This is a genomic window from Devosia pacifica, assembly GCF_014652635.1.
GTDB lineage: Bacteria > Pseudomonadota > Alphaproteobacteria > Rhizobiales > Devosiaceae > Devosia > Devosia pacifica.
The window spans coordinates 843,665-868,565 of record NZ_BMZE01000001.1; the positions used below are offsets into that span (position 1 = coordinate 843,665).

A 24,901-nucleotide genomic window follows, 5' to 3' on the forward strand; every position below is an offset into this window, starting at 1 on the left:
TCACGTCAAGGCACCGTGGCCCAGAAACGAAAGGAGCGCCGCTTGGCGCTCCCGCTCAGTTCAATGGATAGACCCGAACCACGCGGCCGGGATCGGAATAATCGCGGCGGAATTCCGCGCTGCTCGAGCCGTTCGGCCCCTCGTCCAGAAAGAACCCATCCGGATCATAGCGGCTTTCGGGAGCGCTCACGCTGCCCCTGCTCTGCCCCTCGAGGAAATCCGACAGCGGGCCGTATTCCCAATCCGCCAGGTCATCGCTGGTAACGACTCGCGCGCTGGACCTTACATCGGCAGGCGGAACCGGCGCATCGGCATAGCTCGGCGACGGAACCTGACGCTCCGGCACAATCAACGCCTGCTCGACCGGCTCGGGCCGCATCGAGCGTGGCATGGGAACAGGTGCGAGAGCAGTGGTCGATGGTATATCGCTCGGCGCAGCATTGGTTGCGGTGCTGTCGCCTTGCGGCAGCGATGCGACCTCTGAACGCTGTTCGACGATCTCAACAGGACTTGTCGGCGGCGTGTCTGCCACTGCCGCAGGCTGCGGCGGAGACGACGGCTGCGATGGCGCGGCAGTCTGTGTCGCGGGGGCCGGGCTGGCTACCGGGGCACTCGTAGGCCGTGCCGCCGGCTCTACCGGTGTTGGCACGGAAGCTGTGTTGCTCGGCGCATCATTCCCCGAACTGATATAGCTCGGCAGCTCTCGCCCGGATTGGATGAAATTGTCCACGGGATCACGCGCTGCGACATCTGCGGCACTCTCGGAGGCATCCACAGGCGCTTCGGTGGTTTCCGCCACTTCATCGAGGCGCTCCGGCGCCTCGGTTTCAAGAACCACAGGCTTCGAGACAATTGCGACATCAGCGTTCGTTTGTTCGGAGGTCTCTCCGGCAAACTGGGCGGTAATCACATCTGCCGATGGCACGCCGATCACAACCAGCAAACCAGCCCACGCCAATCCATTCGTGACACGACGGCTCATCTTCATCCGACATTGTCCTTCAAGGTCCGGTCGCTGCGGCGACCTATACGCTACGGCTCACACCGATGTCCTAGACTAGAATGACCTAGCTGAACCCGGCCTGAACACACTTCATGCCGCAATACGCGCCGGCAAACCGCGCGATCCATGCCAGCCCAATGGGACCAAATCATGGTTGAAGTCGCGTTAATGGTTACCGAAAGCCTAAGAAACCCGCCGCCCCAAAAGCCGTGCCAAGGCCAGCACATGGTTGGACCGGTTGAGCGTATAAAAGTGAAATTGCGTCACGCCCTCGTCCAGCAGTTCCATCACCTGTTCGGCTGCAACCGCAGACGCCACGAGCGCGTGCGTGTCGGGATCGTCGTCCAGCCCCTCAAAGCGTTCGGCGAACCAGTCGGGTATCGTGGCACCGCATTTGGCGGCAAACCCCGAGATCTGCTTGAAACTGTGGATCGGCTGGATGCCGGGCACGATCGGGGCGGTGATACCCGCCTTTCGCGCCCGCTCGACGTACCGAAGATAGTCCGCGTTATCGAAGAACATCTGCGTGATGGCACGCTGCGCCCCGGCGTCCAGTTTGCGCTTGAGATTGTCGATATCGGCATCCCAGTCGAGGCTTTGTGGATGCATTTCTGGATATGCGGCAACGGAAATATCGAAGTCGCCGATGCGTCGCAGCCCCGCCACCAGATCCGCTGCACTCTTATAGCCTTCGGGGTGCGGGGTAAAAGGCTGGCCGACGCCTTCCGGCGGATCGCCGCGCAATGCAACGATGCGGTTGATTCCGGCCTCCTTATAGCCTTCCACGACAGCGTTGACGTCGTCCTTGCTGGACCCGACACAGGTCAGGTGCGCCGCCGCGTCCACCCCGCTCCGGCCCTTGATCTGGGAGACCATGCGCAAGGTACGCTCACGCGTAGATCCGCCAGCCCCATAGGTCACCGAAACAAAGCGCGGCCGTAAAGGTGCGAGCCGATCGATAGACTCCCAGAACCGCGCCTCCATCGCGTCGGTCTTCGGCGGGAAGAATTCGAACGAAAGCTGCACTTCGGGACGCTGGCTGGCCGAGCGGCGGCTCGGACGATCGGTCAGGGACGAAAGCATTGATCAGCTCTCCTGTTGAGATTCTGCAAGGCGCCACAGACACACCGTCAACCCGGCGTGTCCCTCGACGTTGATATTGGGAAATTCTTTTAGCGATGCCACGCGCAGGCCGGCGCGCTCGGCCCATAGCTGCACCTGCTCCGGCGAGAGCCCAAGGCGTCTGTGGGCATGCTCCACGCGCAAGAATTCGAGTTCATGAGGCGCGAAGTCGACAATCAGCATCTCGCCTGCCGGCTTCAGCATCTGTCGAGCTGCAGCCACTGCCTGCCCCGGATTATCGAAGTAGTGAAGCACTTGATGAAGGATGACGAGGTCGCTCTGCGCCGCGAAATCATCCATCTGCATGAGATCGCCCATGCGCACCTGTGCATGCGACACACCCGCCGCGCCGAGTTTCGCGCGCGCCACCGAAAGCATCTCTCGGCTCGAATCGATCCCCAGGCCATGTCTGTAGTGCGGCGCCAGCAGCTCCAGCATGCGCCCCGTCCCGGTGCCGAGATCCACCACGAAGTCCAGCATCCTGCCCTCGAGCACCGATAGAATCTCGCGCTCGACAGCAGATTCCGGCACGTGCAGGCTGCGCAGAAAATCCCAACTCTGCGCAACACCTGCGAAATACTCCGCCGCCTGCAGCTGTTGTGCCTCGCGAACGATGGACTGCCGCTCCCGATCGGCCCGACGTGCCGGATCATCGCCGTCTAGTCTCTCAACCAACCAATGCGCCAGCTCGCTCCCGGCACCCGAACGGATGAGGCCGAAATATGCCCAGGCTCCTTCGGCATGGCGTTCAATCAGCCCTGCATCGGCGAGCAACTTGAGATGTCGGGAAACGCGCGGCTGGCTCTGGCACAGGATCTCTGTAAGGTCCTTGACCGTGTGCTCACCATCGGCCAGGAGCGCAAGGATACGAAGGCGGGTATCCTCACCCGCCCCCTTGAGCACGCTCACCAATGTGTCGAGTGTCGCCATGTAGCCTCACGGGATATAAAGATGTCTTTATATCCTATCGGCTACCGGGTCTAGCCCGCGCTACACCTTAGCGTCGAATAAGAGCTCAGGCCGTCGCCTTCACCGGTGCAGAGCCCTGTCGCCGGAAACCGCGCTTGCGCCAGGTCTCCAGTATCTCGCGAGCCTGGTAACGGTTGAGCGCGTCGAAGCGAACGCGCACATTCTTGCGATCCTCCTCAGAGGGCAGGTCCCGCCACGGCAGCACGGCCATCACCTTGTCGAAGATGTCTTCGTCCACTTCCGCAGCCCGCAGCACCACAGTCATCGCCGCATAATCCTGCATGGCCAGCCACTTGACCAGAACTTCCGCTGGAACGTGGTACAGTACTGAGATGGTTGCAGCGGCGTGGTGTCCGTAGCTGAAACGCGCGAACCGCGCCAGCGCCTTGCTGTCCAGTTGCCGCTTTTCGCCGAGCGCACGCACCTGATTGTAGGCGCTCTTCCATTCGCTGGCGTTAAAGCCGGCATTGTTGCGCATGCGGGCATAGACCGCGGCATTCACCTTATCGGCTGCAACCGGGTCGACCGCAGCCCTGTCTTCTAGGCCTGCCATGACCGACCGGGACACGCGGTCGATGGTACTGCGCACCGAATTCCAGTCGATGTCGGGGCGGTTGCGCAGACTGTCGGCAATTTCAGGGTCGCGGTCCGAACGTTCTATAAGGCGCTCCAGCGTCTCGCGTGCAAACTCGGCCTTGGGATTGCGCACAAGCTGTGTAACCGAGCCGCTGCCGCCATGCTCGACCAGCGCAGCGCCCACTTTCTCGGTCAGGCCTGCCTGCCGGCCGGCAATCGCAGTTCGGTGCGCTTCGCTTTTGTTGATGACGATATCAATGAGGTCGTCCTCGCCGAGGACGCTCGAGAACTCGAGCAGCGGACGCGCAACCTCGATTTCATCATTCGCCAGCCGAAGGATAACGGTCCCCGGGGCGCGATTGAGTGGCGATAAGAGCTCGGCGACTTCGACACGCGCCTCAAGTTCAACCAAAGCTGCAAGTTGGCACAGCACGTCGTCATACTGGGCAATCTGGTCGTCGTCGCACCGGTCCGAAACATAAGAGAACAGTTTCGCCATGTTGCGGAACAGTTGCTCGCGCTCACCCTCGGTATCCTGGTGATCGTCGCTCAGCACCCTGAAGCTCGAAAAGGCGCGATGCCCCTCGTCCAACTCGGCCATTTTACCCTCCGGCACTATGCCTGACTTCCTCACAGTGTGCGGGCAGTCACGTAGGGGCGGCCTGAAATACCGAAGGCAAATTTGAATCGAATTCTAATCAGTTAGCAGCCTTGTCTAAATCTGAAACTGAAAAGGGCGCGGCTCGTGCCACGCCCTTTTCGATCCTGACAAACTAAAACCTGCTACTCGGCAGCGTTGACGCCAGCGCGTGCCGCATCACCATCGGCAGCGATGGTGTTGGCTTCATACCCGTGCTGCTCCTTGAGCGCCTGGCGGATGCCGGCCTCGTAGTCCGGATGCACCTTCTTGAAGTGCGCAAGCTGACGCTCGACGATGAATTCCGGCACCCCACCCATCGCCGCAGCGATATTGTGGAACAGCCGATCGCGCTGCGCATCATCGAACACCTTCTCGAACAGGGCGCGAGGCTGCGAGTAATGATCGGCGTTGGCGCGGAATTCGTGCCGCCCGACGGTGCCGGCATACTTGTGCGGCGGCTCCTCGAAGCTCTTGTCCTCAACCGGACCACCGAAGCTGTTCGGCTCGTAATAGGCATCGGGGTTGGTGTGCAGGCCGAACGGCATGGTGCCATCGCGGTGGTAATGGTGAACCGGGCAGCGCGGCTTGTTGACAGGCAGCGCCTCGTAATGCGTGCCGATGCGATAGCGGTGTGCGTCCGGATAGGAGAACAGCCGGCCCTGAAGCATCTTGTCGGGAGAAAAGCCGATGCCGGGGACGACGTTTGACGGATTGAACGCAGACTGCTCGATATCGGCAAAATAGTTGTCGGGGTTCCGGTTCAGCTCCATTTCGCCGACTTCGATCAGCGGATACATGTCGTGCGGCCAAACCTTGGTAAGGTCGAACGCGCTCCAGCCGGTCTTCTTTTCGAATTCCTCGGCCTCGTCCTCAGGCATCACCTGAATCTTCAGCGTCCACTTCGGGAATTCGCCTTTTTCAATCGAACCAAACAGCGCTTCCTGGTAGCTCTCGCGCGTCTTGCCGATGACGCTCTCGGCTTCTTCGTTGGTGAAGTGCTTGTGGCCCTGCTGGGTCTTGAAGTGGAACTTCACCCAGAAGCGTTCGCCATTTGCATTCCACAGCGAGAACGTATGCGAGGAGTAGCCGTTCATGTGCATCGGCGAAACCGGCAGGCCGCGATCCGACATCAGGATCGTCACCTGGTGCAGCGATTCAGGGCATAGCGACCAGAAATCCCACATAGCCGTCGGTGAGCGCATATTGGTCTTGGGATGGCGCTTTTGTGTGTGGATGAAGTCCGGGAACTTGTAGGGATCGGCGACGAAGAACACCGGGGTGTTGTTGCCAACCATGTCCCAGTTGCCTTCTTCGGTATAAAACTTCAGTGCAAAGCCACGCACGTCACGCTCGGCGTCCGCAGCGCCCTGCTCACCGGCCACCGTCGAAAAGCGGGCGAGCATTTCGGTCTTCTTGCCAACTTCGGAGAAAAGCTTGGCGCGGGTATACTTGCTGATGTCGTGCGTCACGGTGAAGGTGCCGTAAGCACCCCAGCCTTTCGCATGCACGATGCGCTCCGGCACGCGTTCGCGGTTCTGGTGCGCAAGCTTTTCCACCAGCTGATAGTCTTCGAGCAGCAGCGGCCCCTGGGGCCCCACCGTCTTGCTGTTCTGATTGTCCACCACGGGCGCGCCCGCGGAGGTCGTCAACCTTGGTTTGTCTTCTGCCATGATTGTCTCCCCGTGTAGTCCGGCGGGTTCCACCGCCAGTTTTTAGCGATTCTAGAAAGGCACCTTGACGTCAACGCGGCGATTGATCAAATTGATTGATCTTTCCAATCCGATAAGAAATTCCTATGGCAATTTCGCTCAGGCAGATGCGCTATGCAATTGCTGTGGCCGAGGCCGCGCATTTCGGTCGTGCAGCCGAACGATGCCACGTTAGCCAGCCTGCCCTGTCGCAACAGATCCAACTGCTTGAGCAGTCTTGCGGCACGCCGCTATTCGACAGGCTCTCCCGGTCGGTTCGCCCTACCCCGTTCGGTCGCGAGTTTCTTGAGCGGGCGCGTGCAGTCGTCGCAGCCGCTGAAGGGCTCGAAGCCTTTGCGGAAGGACGCGGCGGCGTACCGAACGGCCCGATCAGGTTTGGCCTCATACCGACAGTCGCGCCATATCTGCTGCCGGACGTGTTTCCCGCTTTCCGATCAAAGCTCGCTCAACTGTCATTCAGCATCAGCGAGAACAAGACCGATGCGCTCTTGACCGGGCTCGAGGAGGGTGATGTCGACCTGGCACTGCTTGCCACAGAGCCTCCTGCAGACGGCGTCCGGTTTGAAAGCGTCGAACTCTTCGAGGATGAATTTGTGCTGGCAACGGGGCGCGACGAGCGCTCCCACGGTCCATTGACCTTGCAAGCGGTCGACCCGGCACGTTTCCTGCTGCTCGATGAGGGGCATTGCCTGCGTGATCAGGCGATCGATGCCTGTCAGCTCGAGGCCAACCGAGGCGCCCGGACGTTCGCCGCCACCTCTTTGTCGACCATTGTCGAGTTTGTCGCCAACGGTCAGGGTGTCACGCTCCTGCCCCGGTTGTCGCTGCGAAAGGAAGCCGCCGATCAACGCGTCACCATTCATCCATTGGCGGATCCGCAGGCCGGTCGCATGCTGCGTCTGGTCTGGCGCGAGGGGTCACCCTTCGCCGAAACCTTTGCAGCAATCGCAACCGTAATTCGCGACGTTCAGCGTCAGACTGTATCGTCCGCCTGAAGGCCCTCAGGCCGCCGCGGACGATGAGCGCCGACGCCGCTGGCGAACGCTGTCGACGGTAAACACCGCAAGCGAAATCCAGATCAGGGCGAAACTGATTAGCCGGACCTCGTTCAGCGCCTCGCCGAACATCAGGATCGCAACAAGAAACTGGATGGACGGCGCAATGTACTGGAACATGCCGATCGTCGTAAGCCGCAGACGCTGCACGGCATAGGCGAAAAGCAGCAGCGGCACGGCGGTTGCTGGTCCGGTGAGCATCAGCAAGATGAATGTCTGCGGATCTGCGTGCGGCCCGGTTCCGTGCAACGCAGTGAACACCACCACGAAAACGAGCGCGATCGGCGCCATGACCAGCGTTTCTGCAAACAGCCCGATGGTCGCTCCAACGCCGGCTGTCTTGCGGAAAAATCCATAAAGTCCGAACGACAGCGCAAGACCCAATGCGATGAACGGGATATTGCCGAGACCCGCTGCCTGAATGCCGATACCGACCACCGCTATTGCGATCGACACCGCCTGCCAACGGTTCTGTCGCTCGCCCAGCAGCACCATGCCAAGCGCCACATTGACCAGCGGATTGATGAAGTATCCAAAGCTGGCCTCCAGCAATTGCTCCGTTTCGACAGCCCACACATAGAGCAGCCAGTTGCATGCCAGAACCAGCGCGGCAACAGTGACATACAACAGACGCCGGCGATCGCGCAGAACCGCGATCACCTCACCTAGCCTGCGTTTGATCAGCAGGAAAACGCCGACAAGTACAAGAGACCACAATATGCGTTCGGCAACGATCAGCGTCGATGGCACGCCGTCGAGCATTCGGAACAGGATCGGCAGAAAGCCCCACAGCCCATAGGCGGCAAGCGCGGCCAGCACGCCGCCTTTCGCATTGTCGGCCAGGGTACCGCTACGTGTAGCTGGCGTTTCTGGCGGCGCGATAGGAGGGATGTGTTGAGGTTCGGACATGTAAGACTCCGGCCCCGAGCGGAGCCCTGCGGCGGCTGGTAGCAGCTTTCCTCGCCCGCCTCCAGCCTGCCACAAATTTTGCTTCAGCTAGGCTGAGCGGTCCGGTCGTATCCATGCAAACCTTTCCGCCACCGACGCGTTGGGCGTCAGACTGAACCCGTTTCAGAAACTTCGAGGAGCGAGACGATGAAAAAGACCGTCACCTGGGTACTTGTCGCCGATGGAGGACAGGCGCGCGTGCTGGAAAATACCGGCCCGAACAAGGGGCTGCAGCAGGTTCGCGGTCATGAGTTTTCCATTCCCGCGATGCAGTCGAAGGACATCATGGCTGACCGTCCGGGCCGCTCGTTCTCCTCAGCGGGACCAGGCCGCAGTGCCATGGAGCCGCGTACCGACCCGGTCGAACATCGCGAGGCCGAGTTCGTGAAGTCCATGGCCGAGATGCTGGAAAAGAGCAAACAGCAGGGTGCATTTGACCGGCTGATCATTGCGGCAGCACCGATCGCCCTTGGCACCATTCGCAAGGCGCTCGGGCCGGAATCGAAAAAGGCCGTCATCGCCGAGCTCGACAAGGATCTTACCAATCTGCCAACCGAGCAGATGAGCAAGCATCTCGACGGCATCATCGCCGTTTAGAAGTCAAATCAATGGCTTGCCGCGTCTGTCAGAATCAGCGCGGCAAGTCGCTGACTCAAAGTATCAAGCTTCTAAGCGTCCGGCGCCTGACCGGTAATCGCTTCAAGAAATTCCTGTAAAAGCCGGTTGAACACTGCAGGGCGCTCCAACGGCGGCAAGTGCGCAGTGCCTTCGACAATGGTCGCAAATGTGTTCTCGAGAACATCGGAGAGGTCGTCGTGCCGCGCGATGATGTGCGGGAAATCGAGTTCGCCCACCACCAGCAGCGTTGGCGCCGTGATTTCCTCCAGATCATCCACGATCGATTCGGCCTCGATTTCCTCACTGAGCTGAGGCTTGGCGTAGATTGCCGCGTTCATCTCCTCGAACAGCACCCGAGCCGGCCCCTCGACGCGGCCATTGCGGCTCAGCGGACCATCAAGCCAGGCATGCGCCGCGACTTTGATCTGCATGTCCCGATCGCCTCGCTCGTCGGCGATATCCATCGCTTCGATCAATGGCAGGATCTCGTCCGGCAGGTCCGGTTCGTCGGCTCCGCTCAGCGCCGTACCGACCAACACGAGCCCGGCAATGCGCTCAGGATTTTCGAGCGCGAAATCGAGCGCCAGCGCCCCGCCCATTGAGGCACCAACCAGCACCGCAGCCTGAATGCCGCGCGCATCGAGCACCGCCTCAAGGTCATCGATGTGGCTGAACGGCTCGTCGGGGCTCTCGGTCAAGCCGAACCCGCGGCGGTCATAGGCGAAGGCGCGGTACCCGGCAGCGACCACCATCTCCATGGCATCGCGCCACATGCGGTGGTCGGCAACACCGGCGTGCAGAAAGACCACCGGCAGCCCCTCGCCGCCCTCAAAACCGCCAAAGCGGGCGTCCCCAATCCACTCGGAAAATTCGGCAAGGGCCATCGGGCCACTCCAGAACGGGCCGCAGCCCACAAGAAAATGCAGGCGAAGCTTCAGCTCCGCCTGCAGTACTGATTAGCGCGTCAGCGGCTTATAGGTGGCCCGCTTCGGATTGACGGCTTCCGGCCCCAACCGGCGCATCTTGTCCGCTTCATAATCGGCAAAATTGCCTTCAAACCATTCGACATGGCTGTCGCCTTCAAAGGCCAGCATGTGGGTCGCAAGACGGTCGAGGAACATGCGATCGTGGCTGATCACCACGGCGCAACCGGCGAACTCTTCCAGAGCCTCTTCAAGCGCTGCCAGCGTCTCGGTGTCGAGATCGTTGGTCGGCTCGTCGAGCAGCAGGACGTTGGCGCCCGACTTGAGCATCTTGGCGAGGTGCACGCGGTTGCGCTGACCACCCGAAAGATTACCCACTTTCTGCTGCTGGTCCCCGCCCTTGAAGTTGAAGGCCGAGGTGTAGGCGCGCGAATTGACTTCGCGTTTGCCGAGCATGATCACGTCCTGACCGCCGGAGATTTCCTCCCAGACAGTCTTGTTGGCATCGAGCGCATCACGGCTCTGGTCGACATATCCGAGATGCACCGTCTCACCGACCTTGATAGATCCTGAGTCCGGCTCTTCCTGTCCGGTCAGCATCTTGAACAACGTCGATTTACCGGCACCGTTCGGCCCGATGATCCCCACAATGCCGCCTGGCGGCAGGCTGAAGCTGAGATCCTCGATCAGCAGGTGCTCACCAAAGCCCTTGTTCAAGCCCTCGACGTCGATGACGTTCTGGCCGAGCCGTTCACCGGCCGGAATGACGATCTGTGCGTTAGACGACTGGCTGCGCGCCTCGTTCAGCTTCACCAGATCATCATAGGCCCGCACGCGCGCCTTGGATTTGGCCTGGCGCGCCTGCGGCGACTGGCCCATCCACTCGCGCTCGCGCTGCAGCACCTTGAGCCGCGCCGCATCCTCGCGCTGCTCCTGCGCGTAACGCTTCGCCTTGGATTCGAGATAGGCCGTGTAATTGCCTTCGTAGGGAATGCCGCGGCCACGATCGAGCTCGAGGATCCAGCCCGTGACGTTGTCGAGGAAGTAGCGATCGTGGGTGATGATCAGCACTGCGCCTTCGTAGTCGCGCAAATGCCGCTCGAGCCAGCCGGTGGTTTCGGCATCGAGGTGGTTGGTCGGTTCGTCGAGCAGCAACAGGTCGGGCTTCGAAAGCAGTAGCGCGCACAGCGCAACGCGGCGCTTCTCACCGCCGGACAGCTTGGTCACGTCAGCATCGCCCGATGGGCAGCCAAGCGCTTCCATTGCCATCTCGACCTGGGACTCGAGATCCCACAGATTTTCCGCATCGATCTGGTCCTGAAGCTTTGAGGCTTCATCGGCCGTCTCGTCGGAATAGTTCATCATCAGCTCGTTATAGCGATCGAGCACGTCCTTCTTGGCCTTCACGCCAGTCATGACATTGCCCATCACGTCGAGCGCCGGATCGAGTTGCGGCTCCTGTGACAGGTAGCCGACAGTCGCGCCATCCGCGACCCAGGCCTCGCCCTGAAATTCGGTGTCGATCCCCGCCATGATCTTCAGGAGGGTCGATTTACCGGCGCCGTTCGGGCCGAGAACGCCAATCTTGGCGTCCGGGTAGAAACTGAGATTGATACCATCCAGAACCTTTTTGCCACCGGCATAGGCTTTGGACATTCCGTGCATATGATAGATGAATTGGCGGGCCATGGCCGCGTGATCCCCGCTTGAAATGATCGTGGAAACTTGCGCGGTATCTAGGCCATCCCGGAGCCACTAGCAACAGCGCTGCCGATGGGAAGAGGCCCGGCGCGGCCGACTTGGCCTCCTGGCTCAGCCCTATGCAGAAGCAACGGGCTCCGCGTCAGCCTCCCGGATGCCAGTCTCTATGTCTACCGAAACCGATTTGAAAGCCGGGGTCTGTGAGCGCGGATCCACTTCTGTCCCCACCAGAACATTTGCTTCCGGGTAATACGCCATCGCGCTGCCACGCGGCAGGTCGAACGCGGTTACCACGGCCGACATTGTTCCGGCGGCGGATCGCAAGGTAATGCGCTGGCCTTCGCTCAGATTGCGCTCAGCCATATCGCGCGGGTTAAAGAAAACCGCGTCGCGCCCGGCATTGTTGCGATAGCTGTCGTTCTCTTCGTAGATGATCGTATTGAACTGGCCTTCGGAGCGCACCGTCGCCAGGCGAAAGCTGTTGTCCTGAAGGTCAGGAATTGGCGTTATGACGAAATGCGCAAGCCCATCCGCCGTGCCAAAGCTCGGCGTATGAAGCATCCGGTTCTTGATGTGGAATTCCTTGCGCGCCACCTCGATATCGGCAAGTTCTTCCATGCCGGGCACGATCTTTGAAATGGCCTCGCGAACGCGCCGGTGCTGGGCGAACGCTTCGAAATCGATCGGCCCATCCGGCATCAGGCGTTTGCCGATCTCGCAGATGATCTGGCTCTCAGGGCGCACATTGTCGAGCCGATGAATGCCGCCATCGGACAGGCGAACATAGTTGAACATCGACTCCTGGGTGGTCGGCTCCCATTCCTCGTCACGCGCGGTGACCGGCAGCACCATGACCTCGCCATCCCCCAGACCGTGAACATGTCCCAAGTTCAGCGTCGTCGTCAGGAACAGCTTGAAGCCGATCCGTCCCAGCGCCCGATCGGCAAATTCGGTATTCGGCGTGGCGCCGCGCAAATTGCCACCCATGACTACGGCCGCGTCGATCTCGCCGCGCTCGGCGGCCTGCATGCCTGCCATGGTGTCGAAGCCCTTGGACTTCGGAAAGCTCACCCCGAATGCCGCTTCCATTTTGGCAAGAACATCGCCGGCCAATACCGGCTTCACGCCAATCGTGCCGATACCCTGAACGTTCGAGTGCCCGCGCAGAGGAAGTAAGCCTGCATGCTGGCGCCCCACCATCCCGCGAAGGGTCGCGAGGTTGGCAATGGCTTCAACATTCTCGACGCCATGGCGATGATGAGTCATCCCCATGCCCCAGGCAAACACCGCATTTCGCGCGGCCCCATAAAGCCGCGCCACCCGCCGGATGTCTTCCTGCTCGAGCCCGGTGGCAGCCTCGATCTGCTCCCAGGAAAGGTCTTCGAGATCAGCGATATAGTTTGAAAAGCCGGATGTATGCGCGATTATGAACTCGCGGTCCTCGAGACGCTCCTCCAGCACCGCCTTGGCCAGTCCCTTCAACAGGGCAATATCGGACCCGATACGCGGCTGCAGGTACTCCGAAGCGATGTCGGTACCGCCCTTGAGCATCGAGCCCGGCGACTTCGGGACCGCGAATTTCACTAGACCCGGCTCGCGCGCCGGGTTGATGACGACCACCTGCCCGCCATTGTCGCGGCAATGCTTGAGCATGTGGATGAAGCGCGGATGGTTGGACGATGGATTGGCGCCAATCACGAAAATCAGGTCGGCGTGCTTGAGATCCGCCAGCTCAACAGTGGCCGTACCCTTGCCAATCGTCGAGGCCAGCCCCTCGCTCGTCGCCTGATGACAATAATAAGAGCAGTTGTTGACGTTGTTGGTGCCATACGCCCGAGCCAGCAGCTGGAACAGAAAGCCGGCTTCGTTCGAGGAGCGGCCCGATGAATAAAAGAAGGTTCGGTTCGGTTCGACATCACGCAAACGATCAGCCGCGAGGTCAAGCGCCTCGTCCCATCCAATCGGCTCGTAGCGATCTGAGCCCTTGCGTTTCATCAGCGGTGTGTTGAGCCGACCGAGACGCTCCATCTCGCGTCCCGTCAGCTCGGCCATATCAGCCAGCGGATGCTTGAAGATTTCAACCGGGATAGGCGGCTGGATGTCGGTTGACTGTGCCTGTACGGACTTATTGCAGACCGAGGGGAACTCTCCGAGCTCGTTGGTCATCCCGCCCTTCTGGCCGCCCATGCCATAAGCGCAAGCCTTGCAGGCGTTTTTCGCCCCGAGCGCTTTTGCAGCGCGGCCGATCCCGATGCGCGACACCGTCTGCAGGGTGTAGAGCACCTTCTTGGGGCCACCACCCACTATCTTGCGTTCTTTTTGCGCCACTCTCGCCTCCACTCCAAGACACGCTACAGCCGGCGGATGAGCGCTGCAATGCGGTTACCTCGATCACGTTGAGGAACACACCTGTTGGCACTCCGTTTCTGCAGCACTGCACTCATCCAAGGAGACGCACAATGAAAACCAAGCTCATGGCATGTATCTGCGGCGCTGCGCTGATGACCGCCCCTGCCCTGGCTCAGGACCAGTCTGCTATGGCCACCTTCATGAACACCGAAGGCGAAGAAGTGGGTTCTGCCGAACTGATGCAGACCGAAGCCGGCGTCGAGATAACCGCGACGGTTTCCGGTCTGACGGAAGGCGAGCATGGCTTCCATATTCATGAAACCGGCGATTGCGACCCCTCGAACGGCTTCGATTCTGCCGGGGGACACTACAATCCGACCGACAATCAGCATGGTTTTGATAATCCCGAGGGCCCCCACGCTGGGGACATGGAAAACCAGGTCGCTGATGTCGACGGGAACCTCTCGGCAGACGTGGTGAACGACCGCGTGTCGCTGATTGAGGGCGAAGAAGGCTACCTCTTCGACGAAGACGGCTCCGCCCTGATGATCCACGCCGAGGCCGACGATTACATGACCGATCCGGGCGGTGATGCCGGCTCGCGCGTCGCCTGCGCCGTGGTCGAGCCTGCAGACGGCATGTAAGCCGTCATGCAGCCATGCTGGAGCGGTGCGCCCATCCGGTCATGCGCCGCTCCAGCCACGCCATCAGTGCGTACATGGCGATGCCTTCGACCGCGAGCATGATCAGCCCTGCGAACACCAGCGGCACGTTGAACTGGCTTTGTGCCGAAGCCATCATGTTCCCCAGGCCATTGTTCGATGCAACGGTCTCTGAAATCACCGAGCCCACGAAAGCCAGGGTGATCGCCACCTTCAGCGAGCCGAAGAAGTACGGCATCGAGCGCGGGATTCCCACTTTCAACATGATGTCCATCTTCTTGGCGCCAAGCGCGCGCAGCACGTCTTCGGTCTCCGGCTCTATCGTCGCGAGGCCCGTTGCGACGTTGACGACGATGGGAAAGAACGAGATCAGGAACGCCGTCAGCACAGCGGGAACAGTGCCAATCCCGAACCAGATCACGAGGATCGGCACCAGTGCCACCTTTGGAATGGCGTTGAACCCCACCATGATCGGATAGAGCCCTGCATAAATCGCGCGCGACCAGCCGATCAGCAGGCCAATCGCCATTCCAGCGACCACCGCGATCAGAAACCCTAGCGTCGTCGTATAGAATGTCTGCAGGGAATTCTTCCAGATTGGCGACCAGTACTGGACAATCGCCTGGAATACGCGGGATGGCGCCGGCAGCACCGTGTGTGGCAGCCCGGAGATAATCACCGCAAGCTCCCACAAGACGAACAGCCCGATTGTGTAAAGAACCGGCGCCAGCTTGATCCAGTTGATGCGAAATGCGGGCTTTGGCGGGGTCGCGGCAACCGCATTGTTTTCGGTAACGGTACTCATGCCAGCTCCCGTGCATTGGCGATCTCGCCATGCAGCGCCTGAACCATCTCGTTGAATTCGGGCCGGTACATGATCTCGAGATCACGCGGCCGCTCGAACGGCACCGGATGTTCGGCTACCACCCTGCCGGGCCGAGCGCTCATCACAACCACCCGGTCGGCCAGAAACACTGATTCACGCAGGTCGTGCGTTACCAGCACAATCGTCACGTCGCGGCTGGCATGCAGGTCCCTGATTACGCACCATAGCTCTTCGCGCGTGAAGGCATCGAGCGCACCAAACGGCTCGTCCAGCATCAATAGCTCGGGCTCATGGATCAATGCGCGGCACAAATTGGCGCGTTGCTGCATACCTCCGGAAAGCTGCCAGGGATATTTTGAGCCGAACCCCTTCAGCCCGACCGTCTCCAGCAGCGCTTCGGCCTGCGCCACATATTCGTCCTTGTGCTTGCGCAGCCGATGTCGATGCTTCTCAACGATCTCTAGCGGCAGCAGCACATTGTCGAGCGTTGTCCGCCAAGGCAGCATTGTCGGGTTCTGGAATGCCATGCCAACGATGGAAACTGGCTTGGTCACCTCGTGGCCGGCCACGACCACCGCACCCTTTTGCGGGATATGCAACCCGGTAACGAGCTTCATCAGGGTCGACTTGCCGCAACCGGATGGGCCGACCACTGCGGTAAAGTCTCTGCGCGCAATCGACAGATCGAGACCCGAAACGGCCAGCGTGCCCTCCGGACCGCCATAGCGCATGTCGACATTTTCAATGCTCACAAGAGCCATGGCGTCCCCCCGCTCGAGGCGGCCCGGCATTTTTCGCCGGGCCACTTCAGTATTATGGCAGCATGCGCTCTTCTGCGGGCGGCAGATAGTCCGGATTGAACACCTCTTCCGCCGTCACATTGCCTTCGAGGTCCATCGACGTTCCAAGCATCTCGATGGAGTCCGAGAGCCGCGCCATGTCCACATCGCCGAACCCGTTCTCGACAACGTATGGCGTGCGGATATTGGTCTCGTTCGCCATTTCGAGACGACGGGTTTCGGTTTCGAGGTTCAGCGTCTCGTTGCGCGTGAGAACCGCCTGGGCACCCGCCTCAGGATCGGCCACAGCGTCAGCGAAACCCTTGGCCAGGGCCCTGAGGAAACCTTCAACAGCGTCAGGATTCTCTTCGGCGAACGTCTCGTTGACGAGAATGGCATTGCCGTAAAGATCAAGACCGTTGTCGGCAAACAGGATGGTCGAGATATCGTCCTCAGGCACGCCGTTGGCCAAGAGGTTCAGGACCACAGAGAAGGAAAAGCCGAATACGGCATCCACGTCTCCGCTGGCCAGCATCGGCTCGCGCACCGGAAATCCGATATTCTCGATGGTGATATCGGACGTGTCGATATCCGCCGCCTCAACAAAGGCCGGCCATTGCGCAAACGCGCCATCCGGCGGCGGGGCGCCAAGTGTCTTGCCTTCGAGCGATGCGGGGTCTTCCGTGACACCCAGCGACTTGCGTCCGACAACGGAAAACACCGGCTTGTCGTAGATCATCATCACCGCCTCGACAGGCTGCGACGGGTCTTCATCGAGGAACTTGATCAGCGAGTTGATGTCGCCGAACCCCATGTCATAGGCGCCCGTCGCCACACGCGGGATCGCCTCTACCGAGCCATTGCCGGTGTCGATCGTGACATTGAGGCCCTCTTCTTCAAAATAGCCGTTGTCTTCCGCCAGAAGAAAACCGGCTGCCGGTCCCTCGAAGCGCCAATCCAGCGTAAAGCGGATATCAGTTTGTGCCATTGCCGGCGTTGCCGCCATGCAACCGATCACCGCCAGCGCAATACCCTTAGCCTTGGCTCCCGTCATTCCACACCCCTTGTCATTGTTGCTGCATTTGCTTTCCGCCAGCAAAGCGCAGCCAACAGCGCTTCGCAAGGCAAAAATGCACAATATGAAGCCAACATCCATACACGCGCACTTAATAGGCAGCGTGCACACAGTTGAGGCAAGCACTCTGGGCAGCTTTCAAATGGGAAGGCCCGATCGATCCTTCACAGTGCGAATGCACAGATTGGAATGGATACGCGCGACCCCCGGCAACCTGGCATTGAGGCTCCGGTGCAGACGTTCAAAGTCCTCATGGTCACGACAGATCACGCGCAACAAGTAGTCCGCCTGTCCCGCCATCAGCTGACACTCGAGCACTTCGGGAATATCGCGTACCGCTGCCTCGAACGCGTCGAGCGCCTTTTCACTCTGGCTTGTCAGCCCCACCTCAATGAAAAACTGCATGGTGAAGCCGAGCCGGTCGGCATCAAGATGCGCCCGATAGCCATCTATCGCGCCGCGCTCCTCGAGAGCCTTCAAACGCCGATGGCAGGCCGAGGCCGAAAGCCCGACGGCATCACCGAGCTCCTGCACGCTGCGGCGGCTGTCCTGCTGCAGCGCCCGCAACAAGTTCCGGTCGATCTGATCGAGCTGCAATGCCATTGCGCCAGTCTCCAAATTTCCCGAACTACATCCCGATGGTGGCGTGTTGCGCACCAAACTTGCAAGCACATTTCGTCCTCGCTGTGGTTTGCTTTGGCTACAGTCAATCGAGGGGATTTCAGATGCTGATCGGTGTGCCGAGAGAGATCAAGAACCATGAGTACCGCGTCGGACTGACGCCCGAGAGCGTCGCCGAACTCATCCATCATGGACATTCGGTGCTCATCGAGACCGGCGCCGGCGATGGCATCGGTGACAGCGATGAGGATTACGTCGCTGCGGGCGCCGAGATCGCGCCGGACGCGCATACGGTCTTCCAGCGCGCCGATATGATCGTAAAGGTAAAAGAGCCCCAGGCCTCGGAACGGGCGATGTTGCGCCAGGGTCAGGTGCTGTTCACCTATCTGCATCTTGCGCCTGATCCCGCCCAGACGCGCGATCTTGTCGATTCCGGTGCCGTTGCCATCGCTTACGAAACCGTCACGGATGCCTCTGGCGGCCTGCCGCTGCTCAAGCCGATGAGCCAGGTTGCCGGGCGCATGTCGATTCAGGCTGGCGCCAACGCGCTTGAGAAGGCACACGGCGGGCGCGGCGTTCTGCTGGGCGGCGTCCCCGGTGTGCAGCCGGCCAAGGTTGTTGTCCTCGGCGGCGGTGTCGTCGGATACCACGCTGCCGAGAACGCGGTTGGCCTGTCAGCCGACGTCACGATTCTCGACAAGAGCCCGGCCGCACTCGAACGCCTTTCTGGTCATTTCGGCGCCAAGGCCCGCGTTCTGTATTCCAACAAGGCCTCGATCGCCGATGCGGTTGCCAGTGCCGATCTGGTCATCGGCGCAGTGCTGATCCCTGGCGCTTCCGCCCCCAAGCTCGTCACGCGTGACATGCTCTCCACCATGAAGCAGGGCGCTGTGCTGGTTGATGTCGCGATCGATCAGGGCGGGTGCTTTGAAACCTCGCACGCCACGACCCATGCCGATCCGACGTTCCTCGTCGATGGCATCGTGCACTATTGTGTGGCCAACATGCCTGGCGCTGTCGCACGCACCTCGACGTATGCGCTCAACAACGCCACGCTGCCGCACGTCGTGCGCCTTGCCAACATGGGCTGGCGTGATGCGCTGATCGCCGATCCGCATCTGCGCGCTGGTCTCAATGTCTGGAATGGCCGCGTCACCTGCGCGCCGGTCGCTGCGGTTCAGGATTATGAATTCACAGCACCGGAAACCGTTCTGGCGGCCTGACGAACGAAAGGGACGCGAGGCTTGCCTCGCGTCCCCTCGGGCTAACCACAAGGGAGCGTCAACCCTTCCAGCCGTCGCCCGACCGTTCCTCCGTAAGGAGGCCGGCGCCAGTGGGAGTGCAAGCGGCGCCGGTTCATCAGGCTAACTGTGCGCCTTCGTTAAACGTTCCTTCACATTCTCATCGCTGCCACTAGACGCCGAATGGCGACTGCATGGTTTGTACCGCCTTGATCGCGGCAGACGCGCGGTTCTCCACCCCCAGCTTGGTATAGACCTGCTCCAGATGCTTGTTGACTGTGCGCGGACTTAGCCCAAGGATTTCGCCGATATCGCGGTTGGACTTGCCGCGTGATATCCACAGAAGCACTTCGCTTTCGCGCTGTGTCAGCCCGAACCGGTTGCGCAGTGCCTCTTCCTGTCCCTCCTCCTGCTGCGCCACCAGCCGGAACAGGAATTCATCGGCACCCACCATGCCGAGATAGCTGAGGGTCAGCAGGCTCGCGCCCATCACCTCGAGATCGAATCCGCCACCGGGCGTTGCGCCATCGCTGGCATGCCGGCGCCGCCAGTCGACAAATCCCGAGCTGATCGTTGCATGATCGGCGCTGGCATAGCCTGCCTGTTCCAGCAATTTGTTCGCCTGCGGTGTCGACCACAGCAATTCCCCAGCTTCGGCGAATGCCACCAGGTGCCGGCCAGCGGCATCAAGCGCAATGCGCGCACTGTGGGCCGTACGGGCATTGGCAAGATGCACGCGGATGCGCGCGCGCAGTTCGTCGACATTTATTGGCTTTGAGAGATAATCGACGCCACCCACTTCGAGCGCATGCACGATGTGTTCGGTTTCCGTCAGCCCGGTCATGAAGATCACTGGCACATGCGCTAAGGCCGGCAACCCCTTGAGGCGGCGGCAGGCCTCGAAGCCGTCCAGCCCAGGCATGACTGCGTCCATCAGCACCACGTCGGGCGTGATCTTGTCGGCGATCTGCAGAGCCATTTCCCCGCTGCGCGCCACAAGAACTGTGACACCAGCCTCTTCGAGAGCGGTCGTCAGAAATCCGAGCGCCTCGGGGGAATCATCCACCAGAAGCACAATATCCTTGTCGGCCTCGATCCGCGTCATCATCTGCTTTCGTTCACGCTCTCGATCAGGTCGGCATACCCGGCAAAGTCATAGGCCTCCATGCGCTCGCGCAAAGCCTCGACGAGGGGCGCATTGGCCGGATCCTGTGCCAGCTCGTTCAGTTTCGTATCGATCCCCCTTACGTGGCCGATCTGGCCGAGGCTGGCAAGTTCGCGCAAGTGCTCGACGCCCGGAGAGATCAGCGTCGCGCTCACCTTCGGCTTATTGTTTGGAGTGGTGACGTCACGCCCCTCCTCGATCCATTCCAGCTTCAGGTGCAGTTCAAGTTTGTCGAGCAACTGGCGCATGCTGAAGGGCTTCGCCAGCGTGTCGGAATGTCCCGAACCGCCTGTCGGTTGAGGTGCGCCGTCGCCGATATTGGCGGACAGCATGACGATCGGCACCGTCATGCCACGCTCCCGCAAAGTTTCCGCAAGTTGCCAGCCATTCATGCCTGGCATCCGGATATCGAGAAAAAATATGTCAGGCTCAGCCACCGCGATGATCTCGAGGCAGGTTTCCGCATCCGGGGCCATGAAGACCGTGAAATCGAGCGGTGCCAGCATCTCACGCATCATGTTGCGGTGGTCGGCATTGTCGTCGACCACCATCACGCTCATGCGCGAGCCCGCGTAGCCCGTGACAAGTCTGCTCTCGCGTGCCTTTGGCGCGGGCCGGTCAACCTTGGCAAGCATCAGACGCACCTGAAACGTCGTGCCGCTGCCCTGGGTGCTCTCGACACTGATCTCGCCGCCCAAAGTCTCGGTCAGCAACTTGGTAATAGTCAGCCCCAAGCCAAGCCCCGGCGCAAATCTGGTGCGCTGCGCCTCACCTCGGACGAACGGCTCGAAAATATGCTCTAGGTCGGCTGCGGCAATACCATCACCACTATCCTCGATCCTGAAGCTGGCAATCTGCATCCGGTACTCGACATCGAACCTGACATGCCCCGAGGGCGTGAACTTGATGGCGTTGGACAGCAGGTTGACGAGAATCTGGCGCAGTCGCTTCTCGTCCGTCCGCACGACGGCAGGAAGAGCTGGCGAGCGATGGTGCCTGAACTCCAGCCCCTTCGCCTTCGCCTGCAGATGGAACATGTCGACGATCTGGTCGAGCAACTCGTGAATGTTGATCTCGTTGGAATAGACCTGCAGCCGTCCTGCCTCGATCTTTGAAATATCGAGCAGGCCGTCGATCAGCCCGGACAGATGCTCGGCGCTGCGCCGGATCACCTGCACTGAACCGACACGGTTTTCCGGCAGATTGCGGTCGCGCTCGAGGATTTGCGCATATCCCATCACCGCATTAAGCGGGGTTCGCAATTCATGGCTCAGCCCAACCACGTAGCGGCTCTTAGCCTGGTTGGCGGCTTCCGCCTTTTCTTTCGCCCGCTGCAGCTCGGCATCAGTGCGCGAGTGCGCATCGATTTCCTTCAGCAACAACGTTGTCTGGCGCGAACTCTCCTCTTCCGCCACCAGCCGGCTGTCGCGTGCCAGCACAAGGAACCAGGTGATGATACCTGCTGCCACGGAGAAGACGAAGAACACTACGGCGATCGTGCCACCGACGACATCTGCCGTTGCGGGCGCCGCTCCGACAGCGAAATAATAGATCATCGCCAGCGTCGAACCGATCATCGCGATCGCCAGAGTGGTCGCGATCGCGTATCGCCCAAGCCGTGAGCGCAGCCGGTCGTGCACCCATTCGGGCAGAATGCTCGCCGCCACCGCATTCGCCTGCGCACGAAAATGCGCGTGCGGCTTGCACATGTCGTGGCACCGCGCATCGAGCGAGCAGCATAGCGAACAAATCGGTGCGGCATAGGCCGGGCACCACGCCATGTCCTCCGGCTCGAACGGGTGCTCGCACACGGAACACGTGAGCGACTTGCGTTGCTGCCACTGCTTGCGCGGCTTGCGCGCCAGGTAGAATTTGCCCTTGGTCAGCCAAGCCAGCGCGGGTGTCGCCAGAAATGCGACGACCAGCGCCACATACGGTGCCAGCGAGGCCGTCATTGTCCCAAACGCACCGAAATGCGCCGCCAGCGCCACCGCAGTCGACAGCGTCATGCTGCCCACTCCCACGGGGTTCACGTCATAAAGATGCGCCCGCTTGAACTCGATGCCCGGCGGTGCAAGTCCAAGCGGTTTGTTGATGAACAAATCTGCCGAGATCGTGCACAGCCATGCCATGGCGACAATCGAGAAAATCCCTAGCGTTTCCTCCAGTAGCCGATAAATCCCGAGTTGCATCAGCAACAGCGCGATCGAGACATTGAAGAATAGCCAGACCACACGCCCGGGGTGGCTGTGCGTCAGCCGTGAGAAGAAGTTCGACCAGGCCAGCGAGCCGGCATAAGCGTTCATCACGTTGATCTTGAGCTGGCTGACGACAACGAACCCGGCCATCAGCATCAGCGCCGCGAGTTCATTGGGGATCATGTAGCCGAACGCGATGGCGTACATATAGGCCGGCTCGGATGCATGCTCTGCCGAAACGCCCGATGAAAGCACCATCACCGCAAGGAACGATCCTGCGAGCAGCTTCGGCGCCCCCATCACCACCCAGCCGGCCCCGGCGAGGAACACACCAAGCCGCGCCCGCCAGGATTTCACCCCGCTCGCCGGCAGGAAGCGCAAGAAATCCACCTGCTCGCCGATTTGGGTCATCAACGCCAGGATCACTGCCGAGGCCGCCCCGAACTTCGCGATATCGAACGGGGCGATGCTTCCCGGCGGCCCGCTCTCCGCGCCGACGCCCGCAAAGGCGCGCCAGACATCGAACGTTTCCCAGTCCATGAAGGCAATGAAAATGAACGGCAGGATATTGAGGATGATCCAGACCGGCTGAGTCAGCAGCTGAAAGCGGCTGATCATCCTGATACCGTGCGTTACCAGCGGAATCACCACGATCGCGCTGATGATATGCCCGACCCACAGCGGAATGCCGAACGCCAGTTGCAGCGCACTCGACATGATCGAGGCTTCGATGGCGAACAGGATGAAGGTGAAGCTGGCATAGATCAGCGAGGTTATCGTCGAGCCGATATATCCAAAACTTGCCCCACGCGTCAGCAGGTCGACATCGACCCCGTGCCTTGTCGCGTAGCGCGAGATCGGCACGCCAACGAGCAAAATTGCGATCGAGGCGATCAGAACCGCGATCATCGCGTTGGTAGTGCCGTATGACAGCGTTATCGCGCCGCCGATGGCCTCGAGCGCCAGAAACGAGATCGCCCCGATCGCTGTTTGCGAGATTCGCGCATCGGAAAACCGGCGCGCCGACTTGGCGGTGAAGCGCAGCGCGTAGTCCTCGAGCGTCTCGTCGGCGACCCAGCGATTATACTCGCGCCTGATGGGAAGTATTCTTTGCCGCGCCATCGAACGCCTAGATCTTAACCTGTTCAGCCAACTGCCCAAGAAATCGTCAGCACTGACTTAGCATGCAAAGGCCCGGCCCAACAGGCTTTTTGCTCAAGCGTCGTCGATCTGGTTGTGGGTCCAGAAGGCCGGTTACGTTAATCGACGTATAGGGGGTTTCGGCTGCTCGTCCCAAGGTCTGCCCGTAGCAGACGCTTCTCGGCGTCTCGGGGCAACAAGATTCAAGGGACGAAATCATGAAGAACTTCGGCGCCAAGAGCGCTCTTGTCGCTGCCGCAATGGCGGGCAGCATGACGGCGACTGCACTACCGGCCATCGCTCAGGACGAAGGCCCGATCAAAGTCGGCATCCTCCACTCGCTGTCCGGCACGATGGCGATCTCCGAGACCACGCTGAAAGACGTGATGCTGATGCTCGTCGAGCAGCAGAACGAAGAAGGCGGCCTTCTCGGGCGTGAACTCGAGCCGGTTGTCGTCGATATCGCCTCAGACTGGCCGCTCGCTGCCGAAAAGGCCCGCGAACTTCTCACCGTTGAAGATGTCGACGTAGTTTTCGGCTGCTGGACCTCGGTCTGCCGCAAGTCGGTGCTGCCGGTCTTTGAAGAGCTGAATGGCCTGCTGTTCTACCCCGTCCAGTACGAGGGTGAGGAAAGCCAGCGCAACGTCTTTTACACTGGCGCCTCCCCCAACCAGCAGGCGATTCCCGCCGTCGACTATCTGATGGAAGAAGAAGGCGTTGAGCGCTGGGTTCTGGCCGGCACGGACTACGTGTACCCGCAGACCACCAACAAAATCCTTGAGCAATATCTCATGGATAACGGCGTGGCCTCTGAAGACATCATGATCAACTACACCCCGTTTGGTCATTCTGATTGGCAAACGATTGTCTCCGATATCGAGGCCTTCGGCTCCGCTGGCAAAAAGACAGCCGTGGTCTCGACCATCAACGGCGATGCCAATGTGCCGTTCTACCGCGAGCTCGCCAACCAGGGCATCGAAGCCTCCGACATTCCGGTCGTCGCTTTCTCCGTCGGTGAGGAAGAACTGTCCGGTTTTGACACCGAACCGCTGGTCGGCCACCTGGCTGCATGGAACTACTTCATGTCGGTCGATACGCCCGAGAACGAAGAGTTCATTGCCGCATGGCACGAGTTCATCGGCAGCGACGATCGCGTGACCAATGACCCGATGGAAGCCCACTATATTGGCTTCAACCTTTGGGCCGCAGCCGTCGAGGAAGCCGGCACCACCGATCCCGATGCCATCATCGAGACCATTGTCGGGCTTGAAGTGCCGAACCTGACTGGCGGCATGGCTGAGATGCTCCCGAACCACCACATCACCAAGCCCGTGCTGATCGGTGAAATCCAGGACGATGGCCAGTTCTTCGTGGTCTCCGAGACCGATGACCTGGTGCCTGGCGATGCGTGGTCCGACTATCTGCCGGAATCCGCCATGCTCGACGCCGATTGGACCGAGCCGGTCATGTGCGGCAACTACAACACCGAGACCGAAACCTGCGGCGGCAGCAGCGCCTCGGCCGAGTAAGCCCACCATCTACCGCCGGGGCAGCAATTGCCCCGGCCCTTTCCCATTGGCC

At 60.6% G+C, this 24,901-nt stretch carries 20 protein-coding genes; 5 read left to right on the forward strand and 15 right to left on the reverse strand.

What is annotated here, in order from left to right:
* Positions 1 to 55: 55 nt before the first annotated feature.
* The 5 genes from IE127_RS04310 to IE127_RS04330 all read right to left on the reverse strand — a co-directional run bounded on the left by IE127_RS04310 (position 56) and on the right by IE127_RS04330 (position 5,980).
* The gene (locus IE127_RS04310; RefSeq protein WP_189423724.1) at positions 56 to 988 is read right to left on the reverse strand and encodes a hypothetical protein; all 933 of its coding nucleotides are present in this window, start codon (positions 986 to 988) and stop codon (positions 56 to 58) included.
* A 198-nt stretch (positions 989 to 1,186) separates the two neighbouring features.
* Entirely contained in the window at positions 1,187 to 2,086 is a 900-nt protein-coding gene (gene metF / locus IE127_RS04315; RefSeq protein ID WP_189423726.1) for a methylenetetrahydrofolate reductase [NAD(P)H], read from the reverse strand.
* Between the two features lie 3 nt (positions 2,087 to 2,089).
* The gene (locus tag IE127_RS04320) at positions 2,090 to 3,055 is read right to left on the reverse strand and encodes an ArsR/SmtB family transcription factor (protein WP_189423728.1); all 966 of its coding nucleotides are present in this window, start codon (positions 3,053 to 3,055) and stop codon (positions 2,090 to 2,092) included.
* A gap of 85 nt (positions 3,056 to 3,140) precedes the next feature.
* Positions 3,141 to 4,271 (reverse strand): DUF2336 domain-containing protein, encoded by a 1,131-nt coding sequence (locus IE127_RS04325; protein WP_189423730.1) that lies wholly within the window; start codon positions 4,269 to 4,271, stop codon positions 3,141 to 3,143.
* A gap of 182 nt (positions 4,272 to 4,453) precedes the next feature.
* Positions 4,454 to 5,980 carry a catalase gene (locus IE127_RS04330; protein ID WP_189423732.1) on the reverse strand — a complete coding sequence of 509 codons (1,527 nt, stop codon included), beginning with the start codon at positions 5,978 to 5,980 and terminating at the stop codon, positions 4,454 to 4,456.
* Between the two features lie 125 nt (positions 5,981 to 6,105).
* On the opposite strand from IE127_RS04330, the gene IE127_RS04335 reads away from it, so the two are divergent.
* Positions 6,106 to 7,014 (forward strand): hydrogen peroxide-inducible genes activator, encoded by a 909-nt coding sequence (locus IE127_RS04335; protein ID WP_189423734.1) that lies wholly within the window; start codon positions 6,106 to 6,108, stop codon positions 7,012 to 7,014.
* Positions 7,015 to 7,020: 6 nt separating this feature from the next.
* Here IE127_RS04335 and rarD read toward each other — a convergent pair whose 3' ends face one another.
* Positions 7,021 to 7,983 (reverse strand): EamA family transporter RarD, encoded by a 963-nt coding sequence (gene rarD, locus IE127_RS04340; RefSeq protein ID WP_210310412.1) that lies wholly within the window; start codon positions 7,981 to 7,983, stop codon positions 7,021 to 7,023.
* A 186-nt stretch (positions 7,984 to 8,169) separates the two neighbouring features.
* On the opposite strand from rarD, the gene IE127_RS04345 reads away from it, so the two are divergent.
* Positions 8,170 to 8,619: a host attachment protein gene (locus IE127_RS04345; RefSeq protein ID WP_189423736.1), complete on the forward strand. Its 450-nt coding sequence runs from the start codon at positions 8,170 to 8,172 to the stop codon at positions 8,617 to 8,619.
* A gap of 71 nt (positions 8,620 to 8,690) precedes the next feature.
* Here IE127_RS04345 and IE127_RS04350 read toward each other — a convergent pair whose 3' ends face one another.
* The 3 genes from IE127_RS04350 to IE127_RS04360 form a co-directional block, all read right to left on the reverse strand.
* Positions 8,691 to 9,524 (reverse strand): alpha/beta fold hydrolase, encoded by an 834-nt coding sequence (locus IE127_RS04350; protein ID WP_189423738.1) that lies wholly within the window; start codon positions 9,522 to 9,524, stop codon positions 8,691 to 8,693.
* A 72-nt stretch (positions 9,525 to 9,596) separates the two neighbouring features.
* Positions 9,597 to 11,252, reverse strand: a complete 1,656-nt coding sequence (gene ettA / locus IE127_RS04355) for an energy-dependent translational throttle protein EttA (RefSeq protein ID WP_189423740.1) — start codon at positions 11,250 to 11,252, stop codon at positions 9,597 to 9,599.
* Positions 11,253 to 11,381: 129 nt separating this feature from the next.
* On the reverse strand, positions 11,382 to 13,592 hold the full coding sequence (locus tag IE127_RS04360; protein WP_189423742.1) for an FdhF/YdeP family oxidoreductase: 2,211 nt from the start codon (positions 13,590 to 13,592) through the stop codon (positions 11,382 to 11,384).
* A gap of 131 nt (positions 13,593 to 13,723) precedes the next feature.
* Between IE127_RS04360 and IE127_RS04365 the strand changes: the two genes are divergently transcribed.
* The gene (locus IE127_RS04365; RefSeq protein ID WP_189423743.1) at positions 13,724 to 14,257 is read left to right on the forward strand and encodes a superoxide dismutase family protein; all 534 of its coding nucleotides are present in this window, start codon (positions 13,724 to 13,726) and stop codon (positions 14,255 to 14,257) included.
* 4 nt (positions 14,258 to 14,261) lie between these two features.
* Here IE127_RS04365 and IE127_RS04370 read toward each other — a convergent pair whose 3' ends face one another.
* The 4 genes from IE127_RS04370 to IE127_RS04385 all read right to left on the reverse strand — a co-directional run bounded on the left by IE127_RS04370 (position 14,262) and on the right by IE127_RS04385 (position 17,558).
* Positions 14,262 to 15,080, reverse strand: coding sequence for an ABC transporter permease (locus IE127_RS04370; protein ID WP_189423745.1), 819 nt, complete (start codon positions 15,078 to 15,080; stop codon positions 14,262 to 14,264).
* On the reverse strand, positions 15,077 to 15,832 hold the full coding sequence (locus IE127_RS04375; protein ID WP_189424681.1) for an ABC transporter ATP-binding protein: 756 nt from the start codon (positions 15,830 to 15,832) through the stop codon (positions 15,077 to 15,079). The genes IE127_RS04370 and IE127_RS04375 overlap by 4 nt, the downstream gene beginning before the upstream one ends.
* Positions 15,833 to 15,914: 82 nt before the next feature.
* Positions 15,915 to 16,934 carry an ABC transporter substrate-binding protein gene (locus IE127_RS04380; RefSeq protein ID WP_189423747.1) on the reverse strand — a complete coding sequence of 340 codons (1,020 nt, stop codon included), beginning with the start codon at positions 16,932 to 16,934 and terminating at the stop codon, positions 15,915 to 15,917.
* 159 nt (positions 16,935 to 17,093) lie between these two features.
* Positions 17,094 to 17,558 (reverse strand): Lrp/AsnC family transcriptional regulator, encoded by a 465-nt coding sequence (locus IE127_RS04385; RefSeq protein ID WP_189423749.1) that lies wholly within the window; start codon positions 17,556 to 17,558, stop codon positions 17,094 to 17,096.
* A 122-nt stretch (positions 17,559 to 17,680) separates the two neighbouring features.
* Here IE127_RS04385 and ald point away from each other — a divergent pair, with 122 nt between their 5' ends.
* Positions 17,681 to 18,799 (forward strand): alanine dehydrogenase, encoded by a 1,119-nt coding sequence (gene ald / locus IE127_RS04390; protein WP_189423751.1) that lies wholly within the window; start codon positions 17,681 to 17,683, stop codon positions 18,797 to 18,799.
* Positions 18,800 to 18,989: 190 nt separating this feature from the next.
* Here ald and IE127_RS04395 read toward each other — a convergent pair whose 3' ends face one another.
* Both IE127_RS04395 and IE127_RS04400 read right to left on the reverse strand, forming a co-directional pair.
* Positions 18,990 to 19,922, reverse strand: a complete 933-nt coding sequence (locus IE127_RS04395; protein ID WP_189424683.1) for a response regulator transcription factor — start codon at positions 19,920 to 19,922, stop codon at positions 18,990 to 18,992.
* Positions 19,922 to 23,302, reverse strand: a complete 3,381-nt coding sequence (locus IE127_RS04400) for an ATP-binding protein (protein ID WP_189423753.1) — start codon at positions 23,300 to 23,302, stop codon at positions 19,922 to 19,924. The genes IE127_RS04395 and IE127_RS04400 overlap by 1 nt, the downstream gene beginning before the upstream one ends.
* A 236-nt stretch (positions 23,303 to 23,538) precedes the next feature.
* Between IE127_RS04400 and urtA the strand changes: the two genes are divergently transcribed.
* The gene (urtA, locus tag IE127_RS04405; RefSeq protein WP_189423755.1) at positions 23,539 to 24,849 is read left to right on the forward strand and encodes an urea ABC transporter substrate-binding protein; all 1,311 of its coding nucleotides are present in this window, start codon (positions 23,539 to 23,541) and stop codon (positions 24,847 to 24,849) included.
* Positions 24,850 to 24,901 lie beyond the last annotated feature (52 nt).

Bases quoted from the DNA above. Each gene is read 5' to 3' on its own strand.
- IE127_RS04310 (WP_189423724.1), bottom strand. From the start codon at position 988: ATGAAGATGAGCCGTCGTGTCACGAATGGATTGGCGTGGGCTGGTTTG.
- metF (WP_189423726.1), bottom strand. From the start codon at position 2,086: ATGCTTTCGTCCCTGACCGATCGTCCGAGCCGCCGCTCGGCCAGCCAG.
- IE127_RS04320 (WP_189423728.1), bottom strand. From the start codon at position 3,055: ATGGCGACACTCGACACATTGGTGAGCGTGCTCAAGGGGGCGGGTGAG.
- IE127_RS04325 (WP_189423730.1), bottom strand. From the start codon at position 4,271: ATGGCCGAGTTGGACGAGGGGCATCGCGCCTTTTCGAGCTTCAGGGTG.
- IE127_RS04330 (WP_189423732.1), bottom strand. From the start codon at position 5,980: ATGGCAGAAGACAAACCAAGGTTGACGACCTCCGCGGGCGCGCCCGTG.
- IE127_RS04335 (WP_189423734.1), top strand. From the start codon at position 6,106: ATGGCAATTTCGCTCAGGCAGATGCGCTATGCAATTGCTGTGGCCGAG.
- rarD (WP_210310412.1), bottom strand. From the start codon at position 7,983: ATGTCCGAACCTCAACACATCCCTCCTATCGCGCCGCCAGAAACGCCA.
- IE127_RS04345 (WP_189423736.1), top strand. From the start codon at position 8,170: ATGAAAAAGACCGTCACCTGGGTACTTGTCGCCGATGGAGGACAGGCG.
- IE127_RS04350 (WP_189423738.1), bottom strand. From the start codon at position 9,524: ATGGCCCTTGCCGAATTTTCCGAGTGGATTGGGGACGCCCGCTTTGGC.
- ettA (WP_189423740.1), bottom strand. From the start codon at position 11,252: ATGGCCCGCCAATTCATCTATCATATGCACGGAATGTCCAAAGCCTAT.
- IE127_RS04365 (WP_189423743.1), top strand. From the start codon at position 13,724: ATGAAAACCAAGCTCATGGCATGTATCTGCGGCGCTGCGCTGATGACC.
- IE127_RS04370 (WP_189423745.1), bottom strand. From the start codon at position 15,080: ATGAGTACCGTTACCGAAAACAATGCGGTTGCCGCGACCCCGCCAAAG.
- IE127_RS04375 (WP_189424681.1), bottom strand. From the start codon at position 15,832: ATGCGCTATGGCGGTCCGGAGGGCACGCTGGCCGTTTCGGGTCTCGAT.
- IE127_RS04380 (WP_189423747.1), bottom strand. From the start codon at position 16,934: ATGACGGGAGCCAAGGCTAAGGGTATTGCGCTGGCGGTGATCGGTTGC.
- IE127_RS04385 (WP_189423749.1), bottom strand. From the start codon at position 17,558: ATGGCATTGCAGCTCGATCAGATCGACCGGAACTTGTTGCGGGCGCTG.
- ald (WP_189423751.1), top strand. From the start codon at position 17,681: ATGCTGATCGGTGTGCCGAGAGAGATCAAGAACCATGAGTACCGCGTC.
- IE127_RS04395 (WP_189424683.1), bottom strand. From the start codon at position 19,922: ATGACGCGGATCGAGGCCGACAAGGATATTGTGCTTCTGGTGGATGAT.
- IE127_RS04400 (WP_189423753.1), bottom strand. From the start codon at position 23,302: ATGGCGCGGCAAAGAATACTTCCCATCAGGCGCGAGTATAATCGCTGG.
- urtA (WP_189423755.1), top strand. From the start codon at position 23,539: ATGAAGAACTTCGGCGCCAAGAGCGCTCTTGTCGCTGCCGCAATGGCG.